The organism is Enterobacter sp. BNK-18, assembly GCF_047456135.1.
Taxonomy (GTDB): domain Bacteria; phylum Pseudomonadota; class Gammaproteobacteria; order Enterobacterales; family Enterobacteriaceae; genus Enterobacter; species Enterobacter ludwigii.
In genome coordinates, this window is the sequence record NZ_CP179899.1 from 3,157,073 (window position 1) to 3,175,614 (window position 18,542).

The 18,542-nt window shown below is 54.9% G+C and carries 20 protein-coding genes; 14 read left to right on the forward strand and 6 right to left on the reverse strand.

From position 1 onward, the window contains the following. Window positions 1–210 precede the first annotated feature (210 nt). Window positions 211–1,179 carry a TerC family protein gene (locus ACMGG3_RS15165; RefSeq protein ID WP_025202952.1) on the forward strand — a complete coding sequence of 323 codons (969 nt, stop codon included), beginning with the start codon at window positions 211–213 and terminating at the stop codon, window positions 1,177–1,179. Between the two features lie 235 nt (window positions 1,180–1,414). Then, a complete protein-coding gene (gene sstT / locus ACMGG3_RS15170) occupies window positions 1,415–2,656 on the forward strand; it encodes a serine/threonine transporter SstT (RefSeq protein ID WP_014171722.1) in 1,242 nt (413 codons plus the stop codon). A 102-nt stretch (window positions 2,657–2,758) separates the two neighbouring features. On the opposite strand, the gene ACMGG3_RS15175 is transcribed toward sstT, so the two are convergent. Then, entirely contained in the window at window positions 2,759–4,246 is a 1,488-nt protein-coding gene (locus ACMGG3_RS15175; protein WP_014171723.1) for a UxaA family hydrolase, read from the reverse strand. A gap of 17 nt (window positions 4,247–4,263) precedes the next feature. Further along, entirely contained in the window at window positions 4,264–5,676 is a 1,413-nt protein-coding gene (uxaC, locus tag ACMGG3_RS15180) for a glucuronate isomerase (protein ID WP_040018780.1), read from the reverse strand. Between the two features lie 473 nt (window positions 5,677–6,149). Here uxaC and ACMGG3_RS15185 point away from each other — a divergent pair, with 473 nt between their 5' ends. The 11 genes from ACMGG3_RS15185 (at window position 6,150) to ACMGG3_RS15235 (ending at window position 13,408) form a co-directional block, all read left to right on the forward strand. Continuing rightward, window positions 6,150–7,448, forward strand: a complete 1,299-nt coding sequence (locus ACMGG3_RS15185; RefSeq protein WP_014171725.1) for an MFS transporter — start codon at window positions 6,150–6,152, stop codon at window positions 7,446–7,448. Window positions 7,449–7,565: 117 nt separating this feature from the next. Then, complete coding sequence (gene exuR / locus ACMGG3_RS15190; protein WP_014171726.1) at window positions 7,566–8,342, forward strand: transcriptional regulator ExuR; 777 nt, start codon at window positions 7,566–7,568, stop codon at window positions 8,340–8,342. Between the two features lie 344 nt (window positions 8,343–8,686). Continuing rightward, window positions 8,687–9,349, forward strand: coding sequence for a DedA family general envelope maintenance protein YqjA (gene yqjA, locus ACMGG3_RS15195; protein ID WP_014171727.1), 663 nt, complete (start codon window positions 8,687–8,689; stop codon window positions 9,347–9,349). A gap of 2 nt (window positions 9,350–9,351) precedes the next feature. Continuing rightward, entirely contained in the window at window positions 9,352–9,735 is a 384-nt protein-coding gene (gene mzrA / locus ACMGG3_RS15200) for an EnvZ/OmpR regulon moderator MzrA (RefSeq protein ID WP_020883575.1), read from the forward strand. A 143-nt stretch (window positions 9,736–9,878) separates the two neighbouring features. Further along, entirely contained in the window at window positions 9,879–10,247 is a 369-nt protein-coding gene (locus tag ACMGG3_RS15205) for a DUF1090 domain-containing protein (RefSeq protein ID WP_014171729.1), read from the forward strand. 29 nt (window positions 10,248–10,276) lie between these two features. Continuing rightward, window positions 10,277–10,582, forward strand: a complete 306-nt coding sequence (locus ACMGG3_RS15210) for a DUF883 family protein (protein WP_003862645.1) — start codon at window positions 10,277–10,279, stop codon at window positions 10,580–10,582. 1 nt (window position 10,583) lies between these two features. Next, entirely contained in the window at window positions 10,584–10,982 is a 399-nt protein-coding gene (locus ACMGG3_RS15215; protein WP_013098867.1) for a phage holin family protein, read from the forward strand. Further along, window positions 10,979–11,275: a YqjK-like family protein gene (locus ACMGG3_RS15220; RefSeq protein ID WP_414149291.1), complete on the forward strand. Its 297-nt coding sequence runs from the start codon at window positions 10,979–10,981 to the stop codon at window positions 11,273–11,275. Before ACMGG3_RS15215 ends, ACMGG3_RS15220 begins: the two co-directional genes overlap by 4 nt. Window positions 11,276–11,484: 209 nt before the next feature. Next, a complete protein-coding gene (locus ACMGG3_RS15225; RefSeq protein ID WP_006178691.1) occupies window positions 11,485–11,877 on the forward strand; it encodes a DoxX family protein in 393 nt (130 codons plus the stop codon). Between the two features lie 72 nt (window positions 11,878–11,949). Beyond that, window positions 11,950–12,936 (forward strand): glutathione S-transferase family protein, encoded by a 987-nt coding sequence (locus ACMGG3_RS15230; protein WP_020883573.1) that lies wholly within the window; start codon window positions 11,950–11,952, stop codon window positions 12,934–12,936. A gap of 106 nt (window positions 12,937–13,042) precedes the next feature. Continuing rightward, entirely contained in the window at window positions 13,043–13,408 is a 366-nt protein-coding gene (locus ACMGG3_RS15235) for a DUF805 domain-containing protein (protein WP_014171733.1), read from the forward strand. Between the two features lie 40 nt (window positions 13,409–13,448). On the opposite strand, the gene ACMGG3_RS15240 is transcribed toward ACMGG3_RS15235, so the two are convergent. Next, window positions 13,449–14,351, reverse strand: a complete 903-nt coding sequence (locus ACMGG3_RS15240; RefSeq protein WP_014171734.1) for a LysR family transcriptional regulator — start codon at window positions 14,349–14,351, stop codon at window positions 13,449–13,451. A 103-nt stretch (window positions 14,352–14,454) separates the two neighbouring features. On the opposite strand from ACMGG3_RS15240, the gene ACMGG3_RS15245 reads away from it, so the two are divergent. Then, on the forward strand, window positions 14,455–15,156 hold the full coding sequence (locus ACMGG3_RS15245) for a pirin family protein (protein ID WP_014171735.1): 702 nt from the start codon (window positions 14,455–14,457) through the stop codon (window positions 15,154–15,156). Between the two features lie 42 nt (window positions 15,157–15,198). On the opposite strand, the gene ACMGG3_RS15250 is transcribed toward ACMGG3_RS15245, so the two are convergent. From ACMGG3_RS15250 to ACMGG3_RS15260, 3 genes are all read right to left on the reverse strand, one after another. Further along, the gene (locus ACMGG3_RS15250; RefSeq protein WP_025202949.1) at window positions 15,199–16,500 is read right to left on the reverse strand and encodes a serine dehydratase subunit alpha family protein; all 1,302 of its coding nucleotides are present in this window, start codon (window positions 16,498–16,500) and stop codon (window positions 15,199–15,201) included. A gap of 20 nt (window positions 16,501–16,520) precedes the next feature. Next, on the reverse strand, window positions 16,521–17,852 hold the full coding sequence (locus ACMGG3_RS15255; RefSeq protein ID WP_414149292.1) for a hypothetical protein: 1,332 nt from the start codon (window positions 17,850–17,852) through the stop codon (window positions 16,521–16,523). A 262-nt stretch (window positions 17,853–18,114) separates the two neighbouring features. After that, window positions 18,115–18,525 carry a Spy/CpxP family protein refolding chaperone gene (locus ACMGG3_RS15260; RefSeq protein ID WP_014171738.1) on the reverse strand — a complete coding sequence of 137 codons (411 nt, stop codon included), beginning with the start codon at window positions 18,523–18,525 and terminating at the stop codon, window positions 18,115–18,117. Window positions 18,526–18,542: the final 17 nt, after the last annotated feature.

The window sequence follows — 18,542 nt, forward strand, 5'->3', positions numbered from 1 at the left end:
TTTGTTACCTGCAAAGGGGAGTAACTTCCTTGCCGGTGGATCGTCATTACGATGCGTGCAAAACCGCATCCGGTCGCCGGGCAATCAAAAAGCCCGTCTTTTTGGTTGTAAGTGAGACCTTGCCGGAAGGCGAGGTCTATGCATAAAAAGCTAACGGCTATCGTCTTCTGACCATGGCCGTTTTTGTTTTTTATGTGTAAGGAAAATAGTATGCATTCTGTCGGCACTCCCATGTTGTGGGGCGGATTCGCGGTTGTCGTGCTCATCATGCTGGCGATCGACCTCTTTTTGCAGGGGCGTCGCGGCGCACATGGCATGACCATGAAACAGGCTGCGGCCTGGTCACTGGTGTGGGTTACCCTCTCCCTGCTCTTCTGTGCTGCCTTCTGGTGGTACCTGGCCTCAACGGAAGGCCGCGCGGTTGCCGATCCTCAGGCGCTCGCGTTCCTCACCGGCTATCTGATTGAAAAAGCCCTGGCGGTCGATAACGTCTTCGTCTGGCTGATGCTGTTTAGCTACTTTGCCGTGCCTGCGGCCCTGCAGCGTCGCGTGCTGGTGTACGGCGTGCTGGGTGCGATTATCCTGCGTACGATTATGATCTTCGCCGGAAGCTGGCTGATTACGCAGTTCGAATGGCTGCTGTATGTCTTCGGCGCATTCCTGCTGTTCACCGGGATCAAAATGGCGCTGGCAAAAGAAGATGGCTCCGCCATTGGCGACCGTCCGCTGGTGAAGTGGATCCGTGGTCATCTGCGCATGACCGACAAGATCGAGAGCGAGCACTTCTTCGTGCGTAAGAACGGCCTGCTTTTTGCCACGCCGCTGCTGCTGGTGCTGATTCTGGTTGAGCTGAGCGATGTGATTTTCGCGGTAGACAGCATTCCGGCTATCTTCGCGGTCACCACTGACCCGTTCATTGTGCTGACATCTAACCTGTTCGCCATCCTCGGTCTGCGTGCCATGTACTTCCTGCTGGCAGGCGCGGCTGAGCGCTTCTCAATGCTGAAATATGGTCTGTCGGTGATCCTGGTGTTTATCGGTATCAAGATGCTGATTGTCGATTTCTACCACATCCCTATCGCTATCTCGCTCGGTGTGGTGTTTGGCATTCTGATCGTGACGTTGCTTATCAATACCTGGGTTAATCGTCAGCACGATAAGAAGCAACAGGTGGAGTAATTACGGTCCTTCCTGCTGCCTTTACGCTGGCCCTCTTCCCTCCAGGGAGAGGGCCAACACACTTTTGTAAATGAATAGTTAAAAACTATGACGCAACACGTAAAATGCAGCATTTTACGCTTCCCTCCGCATCCGGTTTCCCTATACTCAACCAGGCAAACATTTTCTTACATCCGGACATAAATGTGACTTAGAGCACATAAAGGATGGAACGCAATTTCACTTAGGAATTTTTATGAGCACACAATCAACCGGTCTCTTTGCGCGCCTGGCGCAAGGCAGTCTCGTTAAACAAATTCTGGTAGGGCTGGTACTGGGGATTCTGCTGGCAATGGTGTCAAAACCGGCTGCGGAAGCGACGGGGCTGCTTGGCACCATTTTCGTTGGCGCACTGAAAGCCGTCGCACCGGTGCTGGTGCTGATGCTGGTCATGGCGTCAATTGCCAATCATCAACACGGACAAAAAACCAACATTCGCCCTATCTTGTTCCTGTATCTGCTGGGCACCTTCTCTGCAGCCTTAACAGCCGTCGTTTTCAGCTTCCTGTTCCCGTCCTCGCTGCACCTGACCAGCGCGGCGGGTGATATCACCCCGCCATCCGGTATTGTGGAAGTGCTGCGCGGCCTGCTGATGAGCATGGTCTCTAACCCGATTACGGCACTGATGAACGCTAACTACATCGGCATCCTGGTCTGGGCGATCGGTCTTGGTTTTGCCCTGCGTCACGGCAACGAAACAACGAAAAACCTGGTCAACGACGTGTCGAACGCCGTGACCTTTATGGTCAAAATTGTGATTCGCTTTGCGCCAATCGGCATCTTCGGTCTGGTCTCTTCCACACTGGCGACCACCGGCTTTGGCGCACTGCTGGGCTATGCGCAGTTGCTGGTGGTACTGATTGGTTGCATGCTGCTGGTTGCGCTGGTGATTAACCCGCTGCTGGTGTTCTGGCAGATCCGCCGTAACCCGTATCCGCTGGTGTTAACCTGCCTGCGCGAGAGCGGTGTGTATGCATTCTTCACCCGCAGCTCTGCGGCAAACATTCCGGTTAACATGGCGCTGGCGGAGAAGCTGAATCTGGATCGCGACACCTACTCGGTTTCCATCCCGCTGGGTGCGACCGTGAATATGGCGGGTGCGGCAATTACCATTACCGTGCTGACGCTGGCGGCTGTGCATACGCTGGGCATTCCGGTCGATCTGCCCACGGCGCTGTTGCTGAGCGTGGTGGCGTCGCTGTGTGCGTGTGGTGCATCGGGTGTGGCGGGTGGTTCGCTGCTGCTGATCCCACTGGCGTGCAATATGTTCGGTATCCCGAATGAGATTGCCATGCAGGTAGTGGCCGTCGGCTTTATCATCGGTGTATTGCAGGACTCCTGCGAAACCGCGCTGAACTCCTCAACGGACGTGCTGTTCACCGCAGCGGCATGCCAGGCGGAAGACGCGCGTTTAGCGAAGAACGCGTTACGCGGGTAAACAAAAGCCCGGTGACAAAACGTAAAGCAAAACGGCAACCGAAGGTTGCCGTTTTAGTATTTGACCCTCTCCACAGGGGTGAGGGCATCAACCGCACCACACTTACAGCGTCACGCCACTCTTGAAGATCGCCAGTTCGCGGAAGTCATTCTTCTCGTTACAGGTCTGTCTGCCGTTGGCAAACTCCACAATGGTATCCACGAATTCCGTCAGCAACTGCGGCATCCCTTTACCGTGGATCAACTGGCCTGCATCAAAGTCGATCCAGTGTTTTTTCTTCGCTGCCAGCTCGCTGTTGGTCGCGATTTTGACCGTCGGCACAAAGCCACCGTACGGTGTCCCGCGCCCGGTGCTGAACAGCACCATGTGGCAGCCGGCGCCGGCCAGCGCGCTGGTCGCAACCGCATCGTTACCCGGTGCGCTGAGCAAATTCAGACCGTGCGTTTTAAGACGTTCACCGTAGCGCAGGACATCAACCACCGGGCTGGCACCCGCTTTTTGCGTGCAGCCGAGAGACTTCTCTTCAAGCGTGGTGATCCCGCCCGCTTTGTTACCCGGAGACGGGTTTTCATAAATCGGCTGGTTGTGGGCGATAAAGTACTGTTTGAAGTCGTTCACCATGGTGACGGTCTTCTCAAACGTCTCTTCGTCGCGACAGTGGCTCATCAGAATACGTTCAGCACCGAACATTTCCGGCACTTCTGTCAGCACCGTCGTACCGCCGTTGGCGATCACATAATCTGAGAAGCGGCCCAGCATCGGGTTCGCGGTGATCCCGGACAGGCCATCAGACCCGCCGCACTCCAGGCCGAACTTCAGCTCACTCAGCTTGCCCGGCTCACGCCTGTCGTGACGCATCACCTCATACAGCTGGTGAAGGTGCTCAATGCCCGCTTCCACTTCATCATCCTGGTGCTGACACACCATAAAGTGCACGCGCTCGGGGTCAAACTCACCCAGCGTATCGCGAAACGCATCCACCTGATTGTTCTCGCAGCCCAGACCAATCACCAGCACCGCGCCCGCGTTCGGGTGGCGGACCATGTTTTGCAGCATGGTGCGGGTGTTGATGTGGTCGTCGCCAAGCTGAGAACAGCCGTAGGTGTGGCTGAACAGGTGCACACCGTCCGTACCTTCGGCGTCGTGGGTCTCTTTCAGGAAACGTGTCTGGATTTGACGCGCGATCCCATTCACGCAGCCGACGGTGGGAAGGATCCACAGCTCGTTGCGGATCCCCACCTCACCGTTCGCCCGGCGGTAGATCTGTACCTCGCGATCCGCCGCCTGCGCTTCTTCTGCCGCTAAATCAGGTTGATAGCTGTACTCGTCCAGATCGCTCAGATTGGTGCGGGTGTTGTGGGAATGAATATGCTCACCCGGCGCAATATCCGCCAGCGCATGACCAATCGGGAGACCGTATTTAACAACGTTGTCTCCTTGGGCGATCGGCTTCACGGCAAACTTATGCCCGCGAGTCACCGCCTGACGCAGGGTTACCGTCTGGTTATCAACGGTGACAACTTCACCTTCGGCCAGATCCGCCAGCGCGACGGCAACGTTATCCAGCGAATGGATTTTGATGTATTGCATATCAACCTCAAACGGCCTTAGTTCAGTTCAATGGCGAAGTAGTCGCGCGCATTGTTAAAGCAGATGTTTCTCACCATTTCGCCCAGCAGCTGAATATCGGCAGGGGCCTCACCCGCGGTCACCCAGCGGCCAATCATCTGGCACAGAATGCGGCGGAAATATTCGTGCCGCGTGTAAGAAAGGAAGCTACGGCTGTCGGTCAGCATGCCCACAAAGCGGCTTAACAGACCCAACTGCGCCAGCTGCGTCATTTGACGCTCCATCCCGTCTTTCTGGTCATTGAACCACCAGCCGGAACCGAACTGCATCTTGCCTGGCATACCTTCACCCTGGAAGTTACCGATCATGGTACCCAGCACTTCGTTATCGCGCGGGTTCAGGCAGTAGAGGATGGTTTTTGGCAGCAGATTTTGCTCGTTCTGTTTGCTCAGCAGCTTAGAGAGTTCTTCCGCAAGCGGGCGATCGTTGATGGAGTCGAAGCCCACGTCCGCGCCCAGCAGTTTAAACTGACGCTGGTTGTTATTGCGCAGGGCACCAATGTGGTATTGCTGCACCCAACCGCGACGAGCATATTCCGCACCGAGGAAGACCAGCACCGCCGTTTTGAACTGTGCCACTTCGTGCTCGCTCAGGGATTCACCGGACAGGCGACGTGCCAGAATGCTATCAAGCTCAGCTTCATTTGATTCCGCAAACATCACCACATCCAGCGCGTGGTCAGAGACTTTACAGCCATGTGCCGCGAAGTGGTCCAGACGTTTGGTCAGCGCGCTCTGCAGGTCTGCAAAACGACGAATGTCGGTGTCAGACACTTCCGCCAGCTTCGCCATGTAATCATTGAACGTCGCCTGTTCGATATTAAAGGCTTTATCCGGACGCCAGCTTGGCAGCACTTTAATATCAAACGAGGTATCGCGGGCGACCACCGCGTGATGTTCCAGGGAGTCAATCGGATCGTCAGTGGTCCCCACCATCTTCACGTTCATCTGCTTCATGATACCGCGGGCGGAGAAGGTATCCTGCGCCAGTAATTCATTGCACCGATCCCAGATTTCATCGGCGGTAGCCGGGGAGAGCAGCTTTCCGGTGATGCCGAACGGACGGCGCAGCTCAAGGTGCGTCCAGTGATATAACGGGTTGCCGATGGTGTGCGGAACGGTCGCCGCCCAGGCGTCAAACTTCTCGCGGTCGCTTGCATCACCGGTACACAGGCGCTCCGCCACGCCGTTGGTGCGCATCGCACGCCATTTGTAGTGGTCACCTTTCAGCCAGATGTCATACAGGTTTTTGAAACGGTAATTTTCGGCAACCTGCTGCGGCGGTAAATGGCAGTGGTAGTCGAAAATTGGCTGGTCTTTGGCGTAGTCGTGGTACAGGCGGCGAGCAAATTCGGTATCTAACAGAAAATCTTCGGTCATAAACGGTGTCATTATCGTCTTCCTCGTAACGAGAGCGTCAGAAAGCTTATGCTCAGATGCTGCAAAGTTATCACACCAATTTCCAGAGACAGAACATTTTTTCGTGAGTTAGATCAATAAACGCAGACAAATTAATTACCTCAAATGAGGTAAACCCTTCGCCAGGCCGCGCCAGAACTGGCTTTATCCGTAACACATAATGTCCCTACAAATAATCATGCATTTGTGATGTCACTCACCTTTTAAAGTTGTATGACAAGTTATCTTTTCGCCGTCGCAAACACTAAGCCGACGGAATGCATTCCCGGTGTGAAAACATCGGTTTTAACGGTACGGATACCGACTTATGCACGCTTACTTATGGCAAGGTTCGGGCCGTTCCGGGACATCTCCCGGTTATGCCCCTCCCGTTACACAACCGCTCCCGGACACGGTCGAGAGGTTGCCGTGCAAGGCACGGAATTAACATAACGATGAGGTTTTAGATGCGTAAAATTAAAGGGTTACGTTGGTATATGATCGCACTGGTGACGTTAGGCACCGTGCTGGGCTACCTGACACGTAACACCGTGGCAGCCGCAGCCCCGACGTTGATGGAAGAGCTGCATATCTCCACTCAGCAATATTCCTACATCATTGCTGCTTATTCCGCGGCTTACACCATCATGCAGCCTGTCGCAGGCTATGTTCTGGATATTCTCGGGACCAAAATCGGCTACGCCTTCTTCGCCATCGCCTGGGCTATTTTCTGCGGCGCCACGGCGCTGGCAGGCAGCTGGGGCGGTCTGGCGCTGGCACGTGGTGCGGTAGGTGCAGCGGAAGCGGCAATGATCCCGGCCGGGCTGAAAGCCAGCTCTGAGTGGTTCCCGGCGAAAGAGCGTTCTATTGCCGTCGGCTATTTCAACGTCGGTTCTTCCATCGGTGCGATGATTGCACCACCGCTGGTGGTGTGGGCTATCGTGATGCACAGCTGGCAGATGGCGTTCATTATCTCTGGTGTACTGAGCTTTGCGTGGGCCATGGCGTGGCTGATTTTCTATAAACACCCGCGCGATCAGAAAAAACTGTCTGAAGACGAACGCGAATACATCATTGGGGGTCAGGAAGCTCAGCATCAGACCAACAACGGCAAAAAAATGACGGTCTGGCAGATTCTGGGTACCCGTCAGTTCTGGGGTATCGCCCTGCCGCGCTTCCTCGCCGAACCCGCCTGGGGGACCTTCAACGCCTGGATCCCGCTGTTCATGTTTAAGGTCTACGGCTTTAACCTGAAAGAGATTGCGATGTTCGCGTGGATGCCAATGCTGTTTGCCGATCTGGGCTGTATCGTTGGCGGTTATCTGCCACCGCTGTTCCAGCGCTGGTTTGGCGTGAACCTGATCGTTTCCCGTAAAATGGTCGTGACGATGGGCGCAGTGCTGATGATTGGCCCGGGCATGATCGGCCTCTTCACCAGCCCGTATGTGGCAATCGCCCTGCTGTGCGTCGGTGGTTTTGCTCACCAGTCACTGTCCGGTGCGCTGATTACGCTCTCTTCTGACGTCTTCGGGCGTAACGAAGTGGCTACCGCTAACGGCCTGACCGGAATGGCTGCCTGGACAGCAAGCACCCTGTTTGCTCTGGTGGTCGGTGCGCTGGCGGACACCATCGGCTTCAGCCCGCTGTTTGCCGTACTGGCTATCTTCGACCTGATGGGTGCAGTGGTTATCTGGACGGTGCTGAAAAGTAAGTCGGCAGAAGAGGTGCTAAAAGAGTCCCTGGGGGGACCGGCAACGCAAAGTTAGCGCCCCTCCTGATGTCACAGAAGCCGCCTCCGGGCGGCTTTTTTCATGGCAAAATCTGGAGACTGGCACGCAAAAGTGGTATAACAAATAATCCGCCGTACCCTGCCTGGAGCGCATATGGAAATCACCGAACCACGTCGTTTATATCAACAACTTGCTGCCGAGCTGAAAGATCGCATCGAGCAAGGTGTCTACCTTGTCGGTGATAAACTCCCCGCTGAGCGCTTTATCGCTGATGAAAAAAGTGTAAGCCGCACCGTGGTGCGTGAAGCGATTATCATGCTGGAAGTGGAAGGCTACGTTGAAGTTCGCAAAGGCTCCGGCATTCACGTGATTTCTAATCAGCCGAAACACTCCCCGGTCGCCGACGAAAGTCTCGAATTCGCCAGCTACGGTCCGTTTGAACTGCTCCAGGCGCGCCAGCTTATCGAAAGCAATATTGCGGAATTTGCAGCGACCCAGGTGACCAAGCAGGACATCATGAAGCTGATGGAAATCCAGGAAAACGCGCGCAAGGAAAAATGTTTCCGTGATTCAGAGTGGGATCTGCAGTTCCACGTTCAGGTCGCGCTGGCAACGCAAAACACGGCGCTGGCGGCAATCGTGGAAAAAATGTGGACTCAGCGCGTTCACAACCCGTACTGGAAAAAACTGCACGATCACATCGATTCCCGCACCGTGGATAACTGGTGCGACGATCACGATCAGATCCTTAAAGCGCTGATTCGCAAAGATCCCCATGCGGCAAAACTGGCGATGTGGCAGCACCTGGAAAACACCAAGCAGATGCTGTTCAATGAAACCAGCGATGACTTCGAATTTAACGCTGACCGCTATCTTTTTGCCGATAATCCTGTCGTTCATCTCGATACGGCAGCCAGTGCGGCAAAATAGTTTACCTTTTCGCTGGCAGGCGCTTCGCTGCGCCTTCTGGCAAAGGTGGGTAAGCAAAACATATATAGTGTCAGCCTTTGTAAATCCCCTCGCTCCCCTCCATGGCTTACGCCAAAATCATCTCACCCCTGCAAATTCTGTGACGCAGAACCTTGGGCTTTGTTACAATTGGATTCAATTCGTTATTTTGTAAGTTAGTGCTTGCTAACCAGCCAATTAACAGGGAACAGTGTTGGCCACACCTCAATGTGTCCGCGAGCGACCATAATGAAATCACAACAATGTCGCCGTGCTGTTTGTCCCGGATAACAGGCGTGACGTTAACCGATTTCCAGGAACACTGAATGGAACTTTTGACCCAACTACTGCATGCCCTCTGGGCGCAGGATTTTGAAACGCTGGCCAACCCTTCCATGATTGGCATGCTCTACTTCGTCTTATTTATGATTCTGTTCCTTGAGAACGGTTTACTGCCTGCCGCCTTTTTACCTGGCGACAGCTTACTGGTGCTCGTCGGCGTGCTGTGTGCCAAAGGGGCAATGGCCTTTCCGCAAACCATTTTATTACTGACCATCGCCGCCAGCCTTGGCTGCTGGGTGAGCTATATCCAGGGACGATGGCTGGGCAATACGCGTCTGGTGCAGAACTGGCTCTCCCACCTTCCTGCGCATTATCACCAGCGGGCGCACCATCTTTTCCATAAGCACGGGCTTTCCGCGCTCCTGATCGGCCGCTTTATCGCCTTTGTACGCACCCTGCTGCCTACCATTGCGGGTCTTTCCGGATTAAGCAGCACCCGCTTCCAGTTCTTCAACTGGATGAGCGGCCTGCTGTGGGTTCTGATCCTGACCACGCTGGGCTATGCGCTGGGCAAAACGCCGGTCTTCATGAAATATGAAGATCAGCTCATGTCCTGCCTGATGCTGTTGCCGGTGGTTCTGCTGGTCTTTGGTCTGGTCGGTTCGCTGGTGGTACTGTGGAAGAAGAAATACGGGGCCAGAGGTTAACGATGGTTATCTCACCGCTTGCCGTGCGCCGTTTTGCCGTGGCCATGATTGCCCTGGGGTTGCTCAGCCTCATGTTCCTGGCCTGGACGACGCTTTCGCATCAGGAATCGACGCTGGCCATTCGCCCGGTGAGTCAGGGTGTCAGCGTGCCTGACGGTTTTTCGGTGTGGCATCATCTTGATGCCAACGGCATCCGCTTTAAGAGCATTACCCCGCAGGACGATGTTTTACTGATTAAGTTTGATTCCCGTGCGCAGAGTGCCGCCGCGAAAGTGGTGCTCGACCGTACGCTGCCGCACGGTTATATCATTGCCCAGCAGGAAGATGACAACCAGCCTGCAGCCTGGCTGTCACTGATTCGCGATTCGTCGCATAGATTTGGATAATTACCAGGATTCCGAATCTTTTCACTCACTTTGGTGAATCCCCCGTTTACTTACTATGCTTAAGTACGCGGAGCACCCCATGAATGTACTCCGCTTGACTCTGGATAGCGGCTCACGCCGCAACACAATGGAAGGTTTCGATAATGAAATTCCGCATTACTCTGGCTCTGGCCCTTTTTTCTTTAAGCACAGCGTCCTTTGCCAACTCTCTCTGTCAGGAGAAAGAACAGGATATTCAGCGTGAGATCAGTTATGCCGAAAAGCATAACAATCAGCATCGTGTTGAGGGTCTCAAAAAAGCGCTGAGCGAAGTGAAAGCGAACTGTTCTGACAGCAAGCTACGTGCCGATCACCAGAAAAAAATCGCTGAACAGAAGGACGAGATAGCCGAGCGCCGTCACGACCTGCAGGAAGCGAAAGAGAAAGGGGATGCGGAAAAAATTGCTAAGCGCGAGAAGAAGTTGAAAGAAGCGCAGGACGACCTGAAAGCGCTGGAAGCTCGCGATTATTGAGTTAACGGAAATCTCAACAGGAGAGAATCATGTCAAAAGATACGACGTCTGAAAATCTGCGCGCTGAACTGAAATCCCTGGCCGATACCCTGGAAGAGGTGCTGAACTCCTCTGCAGATAAGTCAAAAGAAGAGGTCAGCAAACTGCGCAGCAAAGCTGAGCAGGCGCTGAAAGAGAGCCGTTATCGCCTGGGTGAAACCGGTGATGCACTGGCGAAACAGACCCGCGAAGCGGCAGCTCGCGCGGACGAATATGTTCGCGATAATCCGTGGACGGGTGTAGGGATTGGTGCCGCGGTAGGTGTGGTACTGGGTGTCCTGCTGACGCGTCGTTAATATGGAAGATCCTCGTCACGCACAAGGGCCTGCTAACAACGTCCTCGGCATCGGCCAGCGTATTCTGACGACGCTGGTCGGGATTGCCGAAACGCGCGTCCGGCTGGCAGTGGTTGAACTGGAAGAGGAGAAAGCGAACCTTTTCCAGATGCTGCTGATGCTCGGGCTTACCATGCTCTTCGCCGCGTTTGGTCTGATGAGCCTGATGGTATTAATCATCTGGGCCATTGACCCGCAATATCGACTCAACGCGATGATTGCCACCACCGTTGTTCTGCTGGTTGCGGCACTGATTGGCGGCATATGGACGATGCGTAAAGCACGCAAATCCACTTTCCTGCGCCATACGCGCCAGGAACTGGCCAACGATCGCGCCCTGCTGGAGGATGACAAGCCGTGAGCGATAAAGCCGAACGTCAGAAGCGAAAAGCATTCCTGCTCAGTCAGATCCAGCAGCAACGGCTGGATTTGTCTGCCAGTTGTCGCGACTGGGTTGACGCGACGCGTCGTTTTGACCGGGGCTGGAATACCTTCCTGAGCCTGCGCTCATGGGCGCTGGTCGGAAGCAGCGTGATGGCTATCTGGACGGTTCGTCATCCAAATATGCTGATCCGCTGGGCCCGCCGCGGCTTTGGTGCCTGGAGCGCCTGGCGTCTGGTGAAAGCGACGATTCGTCAACAACAGCTGCGTTAGTTCTTATGCCGGGTAGCGTTTCGCTTACCCGGCACACTTTCCCCCTCCCCCGTTACTCAATATCTTTGAAGAAGATTGACAGTTTTCCTTGCTAACAATTCCCATCTGCCCCGTTTACACTCTTCTCCATCGACAGCAAAGACGCGGTATCTACCCGAATTTGCACACAAATAAAGTTCAGCCGCTGATGTGGTTTCCTGGAGAGTAAAATGAAAAAATTAGAAGATGTTGGTGTTCTGGTAGCGCGTATTCTGATGCCGGTTCTGTTTATCACCGCAGGCTGGGGCAAAATCACCGGTTATGCGGGCACGCAGCAATACATGGAAGCCATGGGTGTTCCCGGGTTCCTGCTGCCACTGACTATTCTCCTTGAGTTCGGCGGCGGCCTGGCGGTACTGTTCGGCTTCCTGACCCGCACCACGGCACTGTTTACCGCAGGCTTCACCCTGCTGACGGCGTTCATCTTCCACAGCAACTTTGCGGAAGGCGTGAACTCCCTGATGTTCATGAAAAACCTGACCATCGCGGGTGGCTTCCTGCTGCTGGCCATCACTGGCCCTGGCGCATACAGCATCGACCGCGTTCTGAATAAGAAGTGGTAAGCACGCTATACTGAATGAACACAAAGCGAGGAGATATCTCCTCGCTTTTGCTTATTGACGGAGGAGTAAAAAATGGGACAACTCGTAGACGGCGTCTGGCAGGATGTCTGGTATGACACCAAATCCACCGGGGGACGCTTCAAGCGCTCTGTTTCGGCCTTCCGTAACTGGCTAACCGCCGATGGCGCACCGGGCCCAAGCGGCGAAGGCGGCTTTGCGGCTGAGAAAGACCGTTATCATCTCTATGTTTCTCTGGCCTGCCCGTGGGCGCACCGCACGCTGATTGTGCGCAAGCTGAAAGGACTCGAATCCTTAATTCCGGTTTCGGTGGTCAACCCCCTGATGCTGGAAAACGGCTGGACGTTTGACAGTGATTTCCCGGCCGCCACCGGTGATGACCTCTACCACCACGATTTTCTCTACCAGCTCTATCTGCGCGCCGATCCGCACTACACCGGACGCGTGACCGTACCCGTGCTGTGGGACAAGAAAAACCAGACCATTGTCAGCAATGAATCCGCAGAGATCATCCGCATGTTCAACACCGCGTTTGATGCCCACGGGGCCCGCGCCGGGGATTACTATCCGGTCGAGCTGCGCGATAAGATTGATGAGCTGAACAGCTGGATTTACGACAACGTGAATAACGGTGTCTACAAGGCCGGCTTTGCCACCAGCCAGGAAGCGTATGACGACGCGGTGGGAAAAGTGTTTGAATCGCTGGAGCGTCTTGAGCAGATCCTCGGCCAGCATCGCTACCTGACGGGCGACCGCCTGACGGAAGCAGACATTCGTCTGTGGACAACGCTGGTTCGCTTTGATCCTGTTTATGTCACCCACTTCAAGTGTGATAAACACCGCATCAGCGATTACCTGAACCTGTACGGTTTCCTGCGCGATATTTATCAGATGCCGGGCATTGCTGAAACGGTCGATTTCAACCATATCCGCACCCACTATTTCCGCAGCCATAAGACCATCAACCCGACGGGTATTATCTCGGTGGGCCCGTGGCAGGACCTGGATGAACCGCACGGTCGCGACGTGCGTTTCGGATAAATATCAAGGGCATCAATTGATGCCCTTTTTTAATTCACAATCTCCATCTATCCTTACCTCGATCGCTTAAAAAACAAGTGATTGACTGACTAATGAGGCAAGGAAAATGGACTGGTATTTAAAAGTACTGCGCAACTACATTGGATTTGGTGGCCGCGCTCGCCGTAAAGAGTACTGGATGTTCGTTCTGGTGAACTTCATCCTCATCATGGTGCTGGGCATTATCGATAAAATTCTCGGCTGGGAACGAGCCGGCGGTGAAGGTGTTCTCACCACGATTTACGGCCTGCTGGTCCTGCTTCCCTCATGGGCCGTACTGTTCCGACGGCTACACGATACCGATCGTTCAGCCTGGTGGTTACTGCTGCTGCTGATCCCGATTGTGGGCTGGCTGGTCATTCTGGTCTTCAACTGTCAGGCCGGCACGCCGGGCGAAAACCGCTTCGGGCCCGATCCAAAACTCAACGCATAAAACAAAGCCCGGTGGCGTTTCGCGTACCGGGCTCGATTTTTTATTTGTTGTGATGGGCAAAGAGCTTGGGTATTTCGCGCAGGCACCACGATTTGGCCTCACCCATGCTGTCGCGCCGCCACGCCATAATGATGTCCACTTCGCTGGTGTACTCCGGGCTGACCACGCGTAGCCGCCCTTCTGCAATATCTTTTTCGACAAACGGATACGGCATCGTTGCCACGCCCAGGCCTGCCAGCAATGCCTGGCGTTTGTCTTCAAGCGACGTGACGGTCAGACGCGGTTGTTTATCCAGCAACTGCACCGTTAACACCGGACGCTCGCGCGCGGTATCTGCGACCGCAACCCCGCGGTATTTCACCCGCGTCACTTCCGAGAGCGGCTCCGGCTCCTGGTGAATCGGGTGATCCGGTGCGGCGACATAGACGTTCATCACGCTGTAGAGCTTGCGGGAGTTGATTTCAGATGAGGAACGGAAGTGCATATCCGGGGCAATGACGATATCCGCCCTGCCCGTCTCCAGTCGCTCCCAGGCCCCGGCCAGCACCTCGGTGATGATCGATAACTGGGTGTTTGCTTTGTCGGCCAGCCGGTTCACCAGCGGGAACAGCGCCTCGGTGGGCACCAGCGCTTCCGTCACCAGCGTCAGATGAGTTTCCCAGCCGCGCGCCAGCGCTTCGGCGTCCGTCGTCAGCTTGTCCGCCGCTTCCAGCAGGACGCGACCACGCTCCAGCAGCATCCGTCCGACGTTAGTGAATTTTGTTCGATGACCGGAGCGGTCAAAGAGCACCACGTCCAGCTCTTCCTCCAGCTTCTGCATGGTATAGCTGAGCGCAGACGGAACGCGCCCCAGTTCATCTGCCGCCGCGGCAAAACTGCCACGCCGATCAATTGCGTCCATGACGCGAAGCGCCTCAAGCGTCAATGCTCTCTCTTTAGCCATCTCGTTCTCATTCAGGAAATTTGAACATACCGGGCAGAATATCTGGCTAACAATGAAGCGTCCATACCTTTACCATTGTTTAGTGTAAAGAGAGGTCAAGTTTATGATTACGACAAGAACAGCTAAACAGTGCGGACAAGCCGATTTCGGTTGGCTGCAGGCCCGCTACACCTTTTCCTTTGGACACTACTTTGACCCTAAACTGCTCGGTTACGCTTCATTGCGCGTATTGAATCAGGAAGTGCTCGCCCCAGGCGCGTCCTTCCAGCCGCGTACGTACCCGAAAGTCGATATCCTGAACCTGATCCTGGAAGGCGAAGCAGAATACCGCGACAGCGAGGGCAATCATGTCCAGGCGAAGGCCGGCGAAGCATTATTAATCTCCACGCAGCCGGGCATCAGTTACAGCGAGCATAACCTCAGCAAAGATAAAACGCTGACCCGTATGCAGCTGTGGCTGGATGCCTGCCCTGAGCGGGAAAACCCGCTGGTACAGAAGTTAGATTTGACGGGCGACAGGCAGCAGCTGATAGCCTCCCCGGACGGCAGTCAAGGCAGCCTGCAGTTGCGCCAGCAGGTGTGGCTGCACCATATCGAACTGAAGAAAGGGGAACAGGCGAGCTTCCAGCTTCATGGTCCGCGCGCCTATCTGCAATCGATTCACGGTACGGTGCATGCGGTGACGCATACGGAAGAGAAAGAAGCGCTCACCTGCGGTGACGGGGCGTTTATTCGCGACGAAGCGAATATCACGCTGGTTGCTGATTCGCCGCTGCGCGCGCTGTTAATTGATTTACCGGTTTAACACCCGATGATCCTCTCTCCCCGGCGGGGAGAGAGGAAACCGTTACACTTTACGTGCCATAATCTCAATAATCTGCCGGTCCGTCGCCTGCATGGAGCGGCACGCCAGCGAACACAGGTTCGCGATCGACTGCTCCACATCGTGCGCCACAATCCCTTCATTGCCCGTTACCGCAGAATCATCCAGCGCCATCATCACCGCTTTCCAGGCACTGCCGACGCTGGTTGAGACCTTCATGGCACAACTGTTGGACGCGCCATCGCAGATCATCCCGCTGACATCGCCAATCATGCTGCTGATTGCCATTGAGAGCGTCTGATAGCTTCCGCCCATCAGCCAGGCCATGCCTGCCGCCGCCCCCATCGCCGCCGTGGTAGCCGCACACAGCGCCGACAGGCGCGGAAGCTGGGCGTGGATATAAATAGCCGAAAGGTGTGAAAGCATCAGCGCCCGGGCAAGACGTTCATCATCCGCCTGGACATGTTCCGCCACCACCACAACCGGCATGGTGGCCGTGATCCCCTGGTTGCCCGATCCGGAATTGCTCATTGCCGGCAGCGTCGCCCCGCCCATTCGGGCGTCCGAGGCCGCGCTGGTGCGAATGACAATATCCGAGCCCAGATCCTGCGCTATCCATCCGCGAGCGCGCTGCTTATTGAGCGTCGCGCCAATGTGCAGCCCCCATTTTCCGCTTAAACCTTCACGGGAGAGCGCATCATTTAATTGTCCGGCAGCCAGGATAAAGCGGATCGCGTCAAACGGCACCTGCTCCACAAACTCAAGGATCTGCGATAGCGTGGCGTTTGAAAGTACCGCCAGCGGGTCGTCATTCCTCTCATCGGGTTGAGAATCAAGCGTAAAGCGGGTTTCGCCCTGACAGACAATCTCCACCACCCGCGTATGCCCACCGGCGATGGTCACCATCGCCGAGGCCTGTCCGGCGTGAACGCAGGCGCGGGAGTAGAGGATGTCATCGCATGGCTCCTGCAGCTTGACCTGCACCTGGCCGGCGTCCAGCAGCGCTTTGGCACGCACCAGCGCATCGGCAGTGGCATCTTTCAGTACCTCCAGTCCGGCGTGTGCGTTGCCGCCAGTGGCCCCCAGCGCCGCCGCAATCGGCAACCCGACCATCCCGGTGCCAGGTACCGTCACGCCAAGGCCATTTTTCATCAGATTCGGTGAAACCCACGCCTCAATCTGTGTGACGTCACCCGGCAGAAGCTCCGCGGCCATCGCACAAGCCAGCGCCAGAGAGATCGGCTCGGTACACCCCAGTGCAGGTTTAACTTCCTCCTGCACCGCCCGAATAAATTGATTCCATAAAGATTGAGTTTGCTCTGACATCGTTACGACCTTGTTTGCCCTTAAGAAAACGCGAGGAAAGGAGAAACACACAGCAGCAGACCGGTGATGATAATGATCACCAGCGACACGCCTTTATATTTGTGCAGCGCCGGCACTTTGTAGACCAGCCACGCCGGAATCAAACACCCCACCATGCCGAAGATTGGGCTGCAAATAGAGGTGAAGCTCAGTACCGGCGCGTTTAACACAATCGCGCTCCATGCCAGCAGAATGGCAAACAGCATGATGCCGCGCTGTACGGTGTTTTCGTTGATTTTCTCTGCCGGCATTTTGCGGCGCAGAATATTCATCACAATGCCCTGCGTCGCTTCACGAAAGCCCAGGTACACGCCGAAGAACGCGGTCATGACGGCAAAAATATTCAGGATAACGCTGACAATTTTGACCCAGCCGGCACCGTCGCCACTGATAAACTGCGCGGCAATTGCCAGTGCGGAAATATTCTGTTCGTAGGCTTTGACCGCCTCATCATGCCCCATTGCCAGGGTGAACGAGACCGCGTAGAAAAAGACCGTCACGAAGAGGATCGCGAAGGCGATGTTCATCGCCCGCAGCGCTTTATGGCGCGCCACTTCAACCGATTTTTCGCGTGAACGATAGGAGATCACCATCGGGCTTAATGTCTGAATAAACAGAATCGACGTTAAGGTAAACGGCAACGTGATAATCGCGTTTTTAACGAGTAGCCCCACGGGTGGCAGCATGCCCACGTTGGCTAAATGCCAGAGGCCAATCATCGACAACCCGAGCGCCGCCACCACAAATAACTTGGTCAGCACCATCAGGCTGGAGACTTTAAACAGCAGTTTCTCGCCACGGGAGGAGATCGCCACCAGGATGCAGATCAGGAACAGACCGTAGAACGGATTTTCAGAGAGCAGCCCCTCCGTCACGCCGAAGGTGTGTAAATAGGAAGCGCTGTCGTTGGTGATGGCGGTGGAGTAGACGAACATCCAGATAACCAGCATCACGAAATAGAGCGCACCTAATAAAATGCCCCAGTTCTTACCGAGGTAGCCGCTGATGACGCTTGGATAATCTTTGCACTCCGGCGATTCTGCCAGCGTGTTAATAAACAGCCGCTGAAACAGGTACATGGCCGGATAGCCAATCACTGACGAAAGCAGAAACACCCACAGTCCCATCAGCCCCACCTGTACCGGGAGAAAAACAATCCCCGCGCCGATGGCCATTCCGATACTCATAATGACCCAGCCCGTATCGGTGCTGTCGAATTTAATGGCCTCCTGCCACTCGCTTTCACTCATCCCTGCCCGCTTTGCCGCGAGTGAATCGTTCACAATCACACTGCTGTTTGTTGCCGTATCCATAAGGCACTCGCTTATTTTGTAGGGTAACCAGTTGTTTTTATGGGATTCTGACCACCAGCGATAATGAGCCAGACTGCTGCAGGTGTGTGTTATTGGAATGGACAAATCATACGTGGAGAGCGGGAGAAAAAAGTCACAATATTTATAAGGCTTTTCGCAAGTGAGAGAAAAAAATACTCTTAGATGAGGAGTAATGGAGGTGATTTTCTAAAAGTGACGCCGATCAAGAAATAAAAAACCCGCGACATGCGCGGGTGTGTCATCAGTTAGCCAGCGCGTTCGCCATATCGGTTTTCACCTGTTTACGCTGCTCCGCTGTCAGAACCTGGCTGACATCAAAGTAGTATTTGACGCGGTAATAGCGGGTCTGCTCTTCAATTTTACTGAACGCGGCAAGCTGGTTTTTCACCGTGCTTTCATCCCATTTCCCGGTCTGGAACATCTCGATCAGCGCACCGTCTTTCACGCCGGTCATCGGGATCTTGCTGACATTTTGTTCCAGCGTCTGATGCAGCGCGTCGATCTTCTTAATCTGATCGTTGCTCAGCTTGAGGTGTTGCACCAGCGGATCCTGCGCCGGAGAGGGGGCAGCTTCAACGTCAGCGGCCTGTGCGGCAAAACTGCACGCCACCAGCGAGGCAGCAACCAGGGTGATACGGGTCATTTTCATCATCTTACTGTCCTTACATA

Coding starts and splice junctions, on each gene's coding strand:
- ACMGG3_RS15185 (WP_014171725.1), top strand. CDS start 6,150: ATGCGTAAAATTAAAGGGTTACGTTGGTATATGATCGCACTGGTGACG.
- ACMGG3_RS15255 (WP_414149292.1), bottom strand. CDS start 17,852: ATGGATACGGCAACAAACAGCAGTGTGATTGTGAACGATTCACTCGCG.
- ACMGG3_RS15210 (WP_003862645.1), top strand. CDS start 10,277: ATGTCAAAAGATACGACGTCTGAAAATCTGCGCGCTGAACTGAAATCC.
- ACMGG3_RS15260 (WP_014171738.1), bottom strand. CDS start 18,525: ATGATGAAAATGACCCGTATCACCCTGGTTGCTGCCTCGCTGGTGGCG.
- ACMGG3_RS15175 (WP_014171723.1), bottom strand. CDS start 4,246: ATGCAATACATCAAAATCCATTCGCTGGATAACGTTGCCGTCGCGCTG.
- ACMGG3_RS15235 (WP_014171733.1), top strand. CDS start 13,043: ATGGACTGGTATTTAAAAGTACTGCGCAACTACATTGGATTTGGTGGC.
- ACMGG3_RS15225 (WP_006178691.1), top strand. CDS start 11,485: ATGAAAAAATTAGAAGATGTTGGTGTTCTGGTAGCGCGTATTCTGATG.
- ACMGG3_RS15245 (WP_014171735.1), top strand. CDS start 14,455: ATGATTACGACAAGAACAGCTAAACAGTGCGGACAAGCCGATTTCGGT.
- ACMGG3_RS15240 (WP_014171734.1), bottom strand. CDS start 14,351: ATGGCTAAAGAGAGAGCATTGACGCTTGAGGCGCTTCGCGTCATGGAC.
- ACMGG3_RS15215 (WP_013098867.1), top strand. CDS start 10,584: ATGGAAGATCCTCGTCACGCACAAGGGCCTGCTAACAACGTCCTCGGC.
- ACMGG3_RS15165 (WP_025202952.1), top strand. CDS start 211: ATGCATTCTGTCGGCACTCCCATGTTGTGGGGCGGATTCGCGGTTGTC.
- exuR (WP_014171726.1), top strand. CDS start 7,566: ATGGAAATCACCGAACCACGTCGTTTATATCAACAACTTGCTGCCGAG.
- mzrA (WP_020883575.1), top strand. CDS start 9,352: ATGGTTATCTCACCGCTTGCCGTGCGCCGTTTTGCCGTGGCCATGATT.
- ACMGG3_RS15205 (WP_014171729.1), top strand. CDS start 9,879: ATGAAATTCCGCATTACTCTGGCTCTGGCCCTTTTTTCTTTAAGCACA.
- yqjA (WP_014171727.1), top strand. CDS start 8,687: ATGGAACTTTTGACCCAACTACTGCATGCCCTCTGGGCGCAGGATTTT.
- ACMGG3_RS15230 (WP_020883573.1), top strand. CDS start 11,950: ATGGGACAACTCGTAGACGGCGTCTGGCAGGATGTCTGGTATGACACC.
- ACMGG3_RS15250 (WP_025202949.1), bottom strand. CDS start 16,500: ATGTCAGAGCAAACTCAATCTTTATGGAATCAATTTATTCGGGCGGTG.
- sstT (WP_014171722.1), top strand. CDS start 1,415: ATGAGCACACAATCAACCGGTCTCTTTGCGCGCCTGGCGCAAGGCAGT.
- uxaC (WP_040018780.1), bottom strand. CDS start 5,676: ATGACACCGTTTATGACCGAAGATTTTCTGTTAGATACCGAATTTGCT.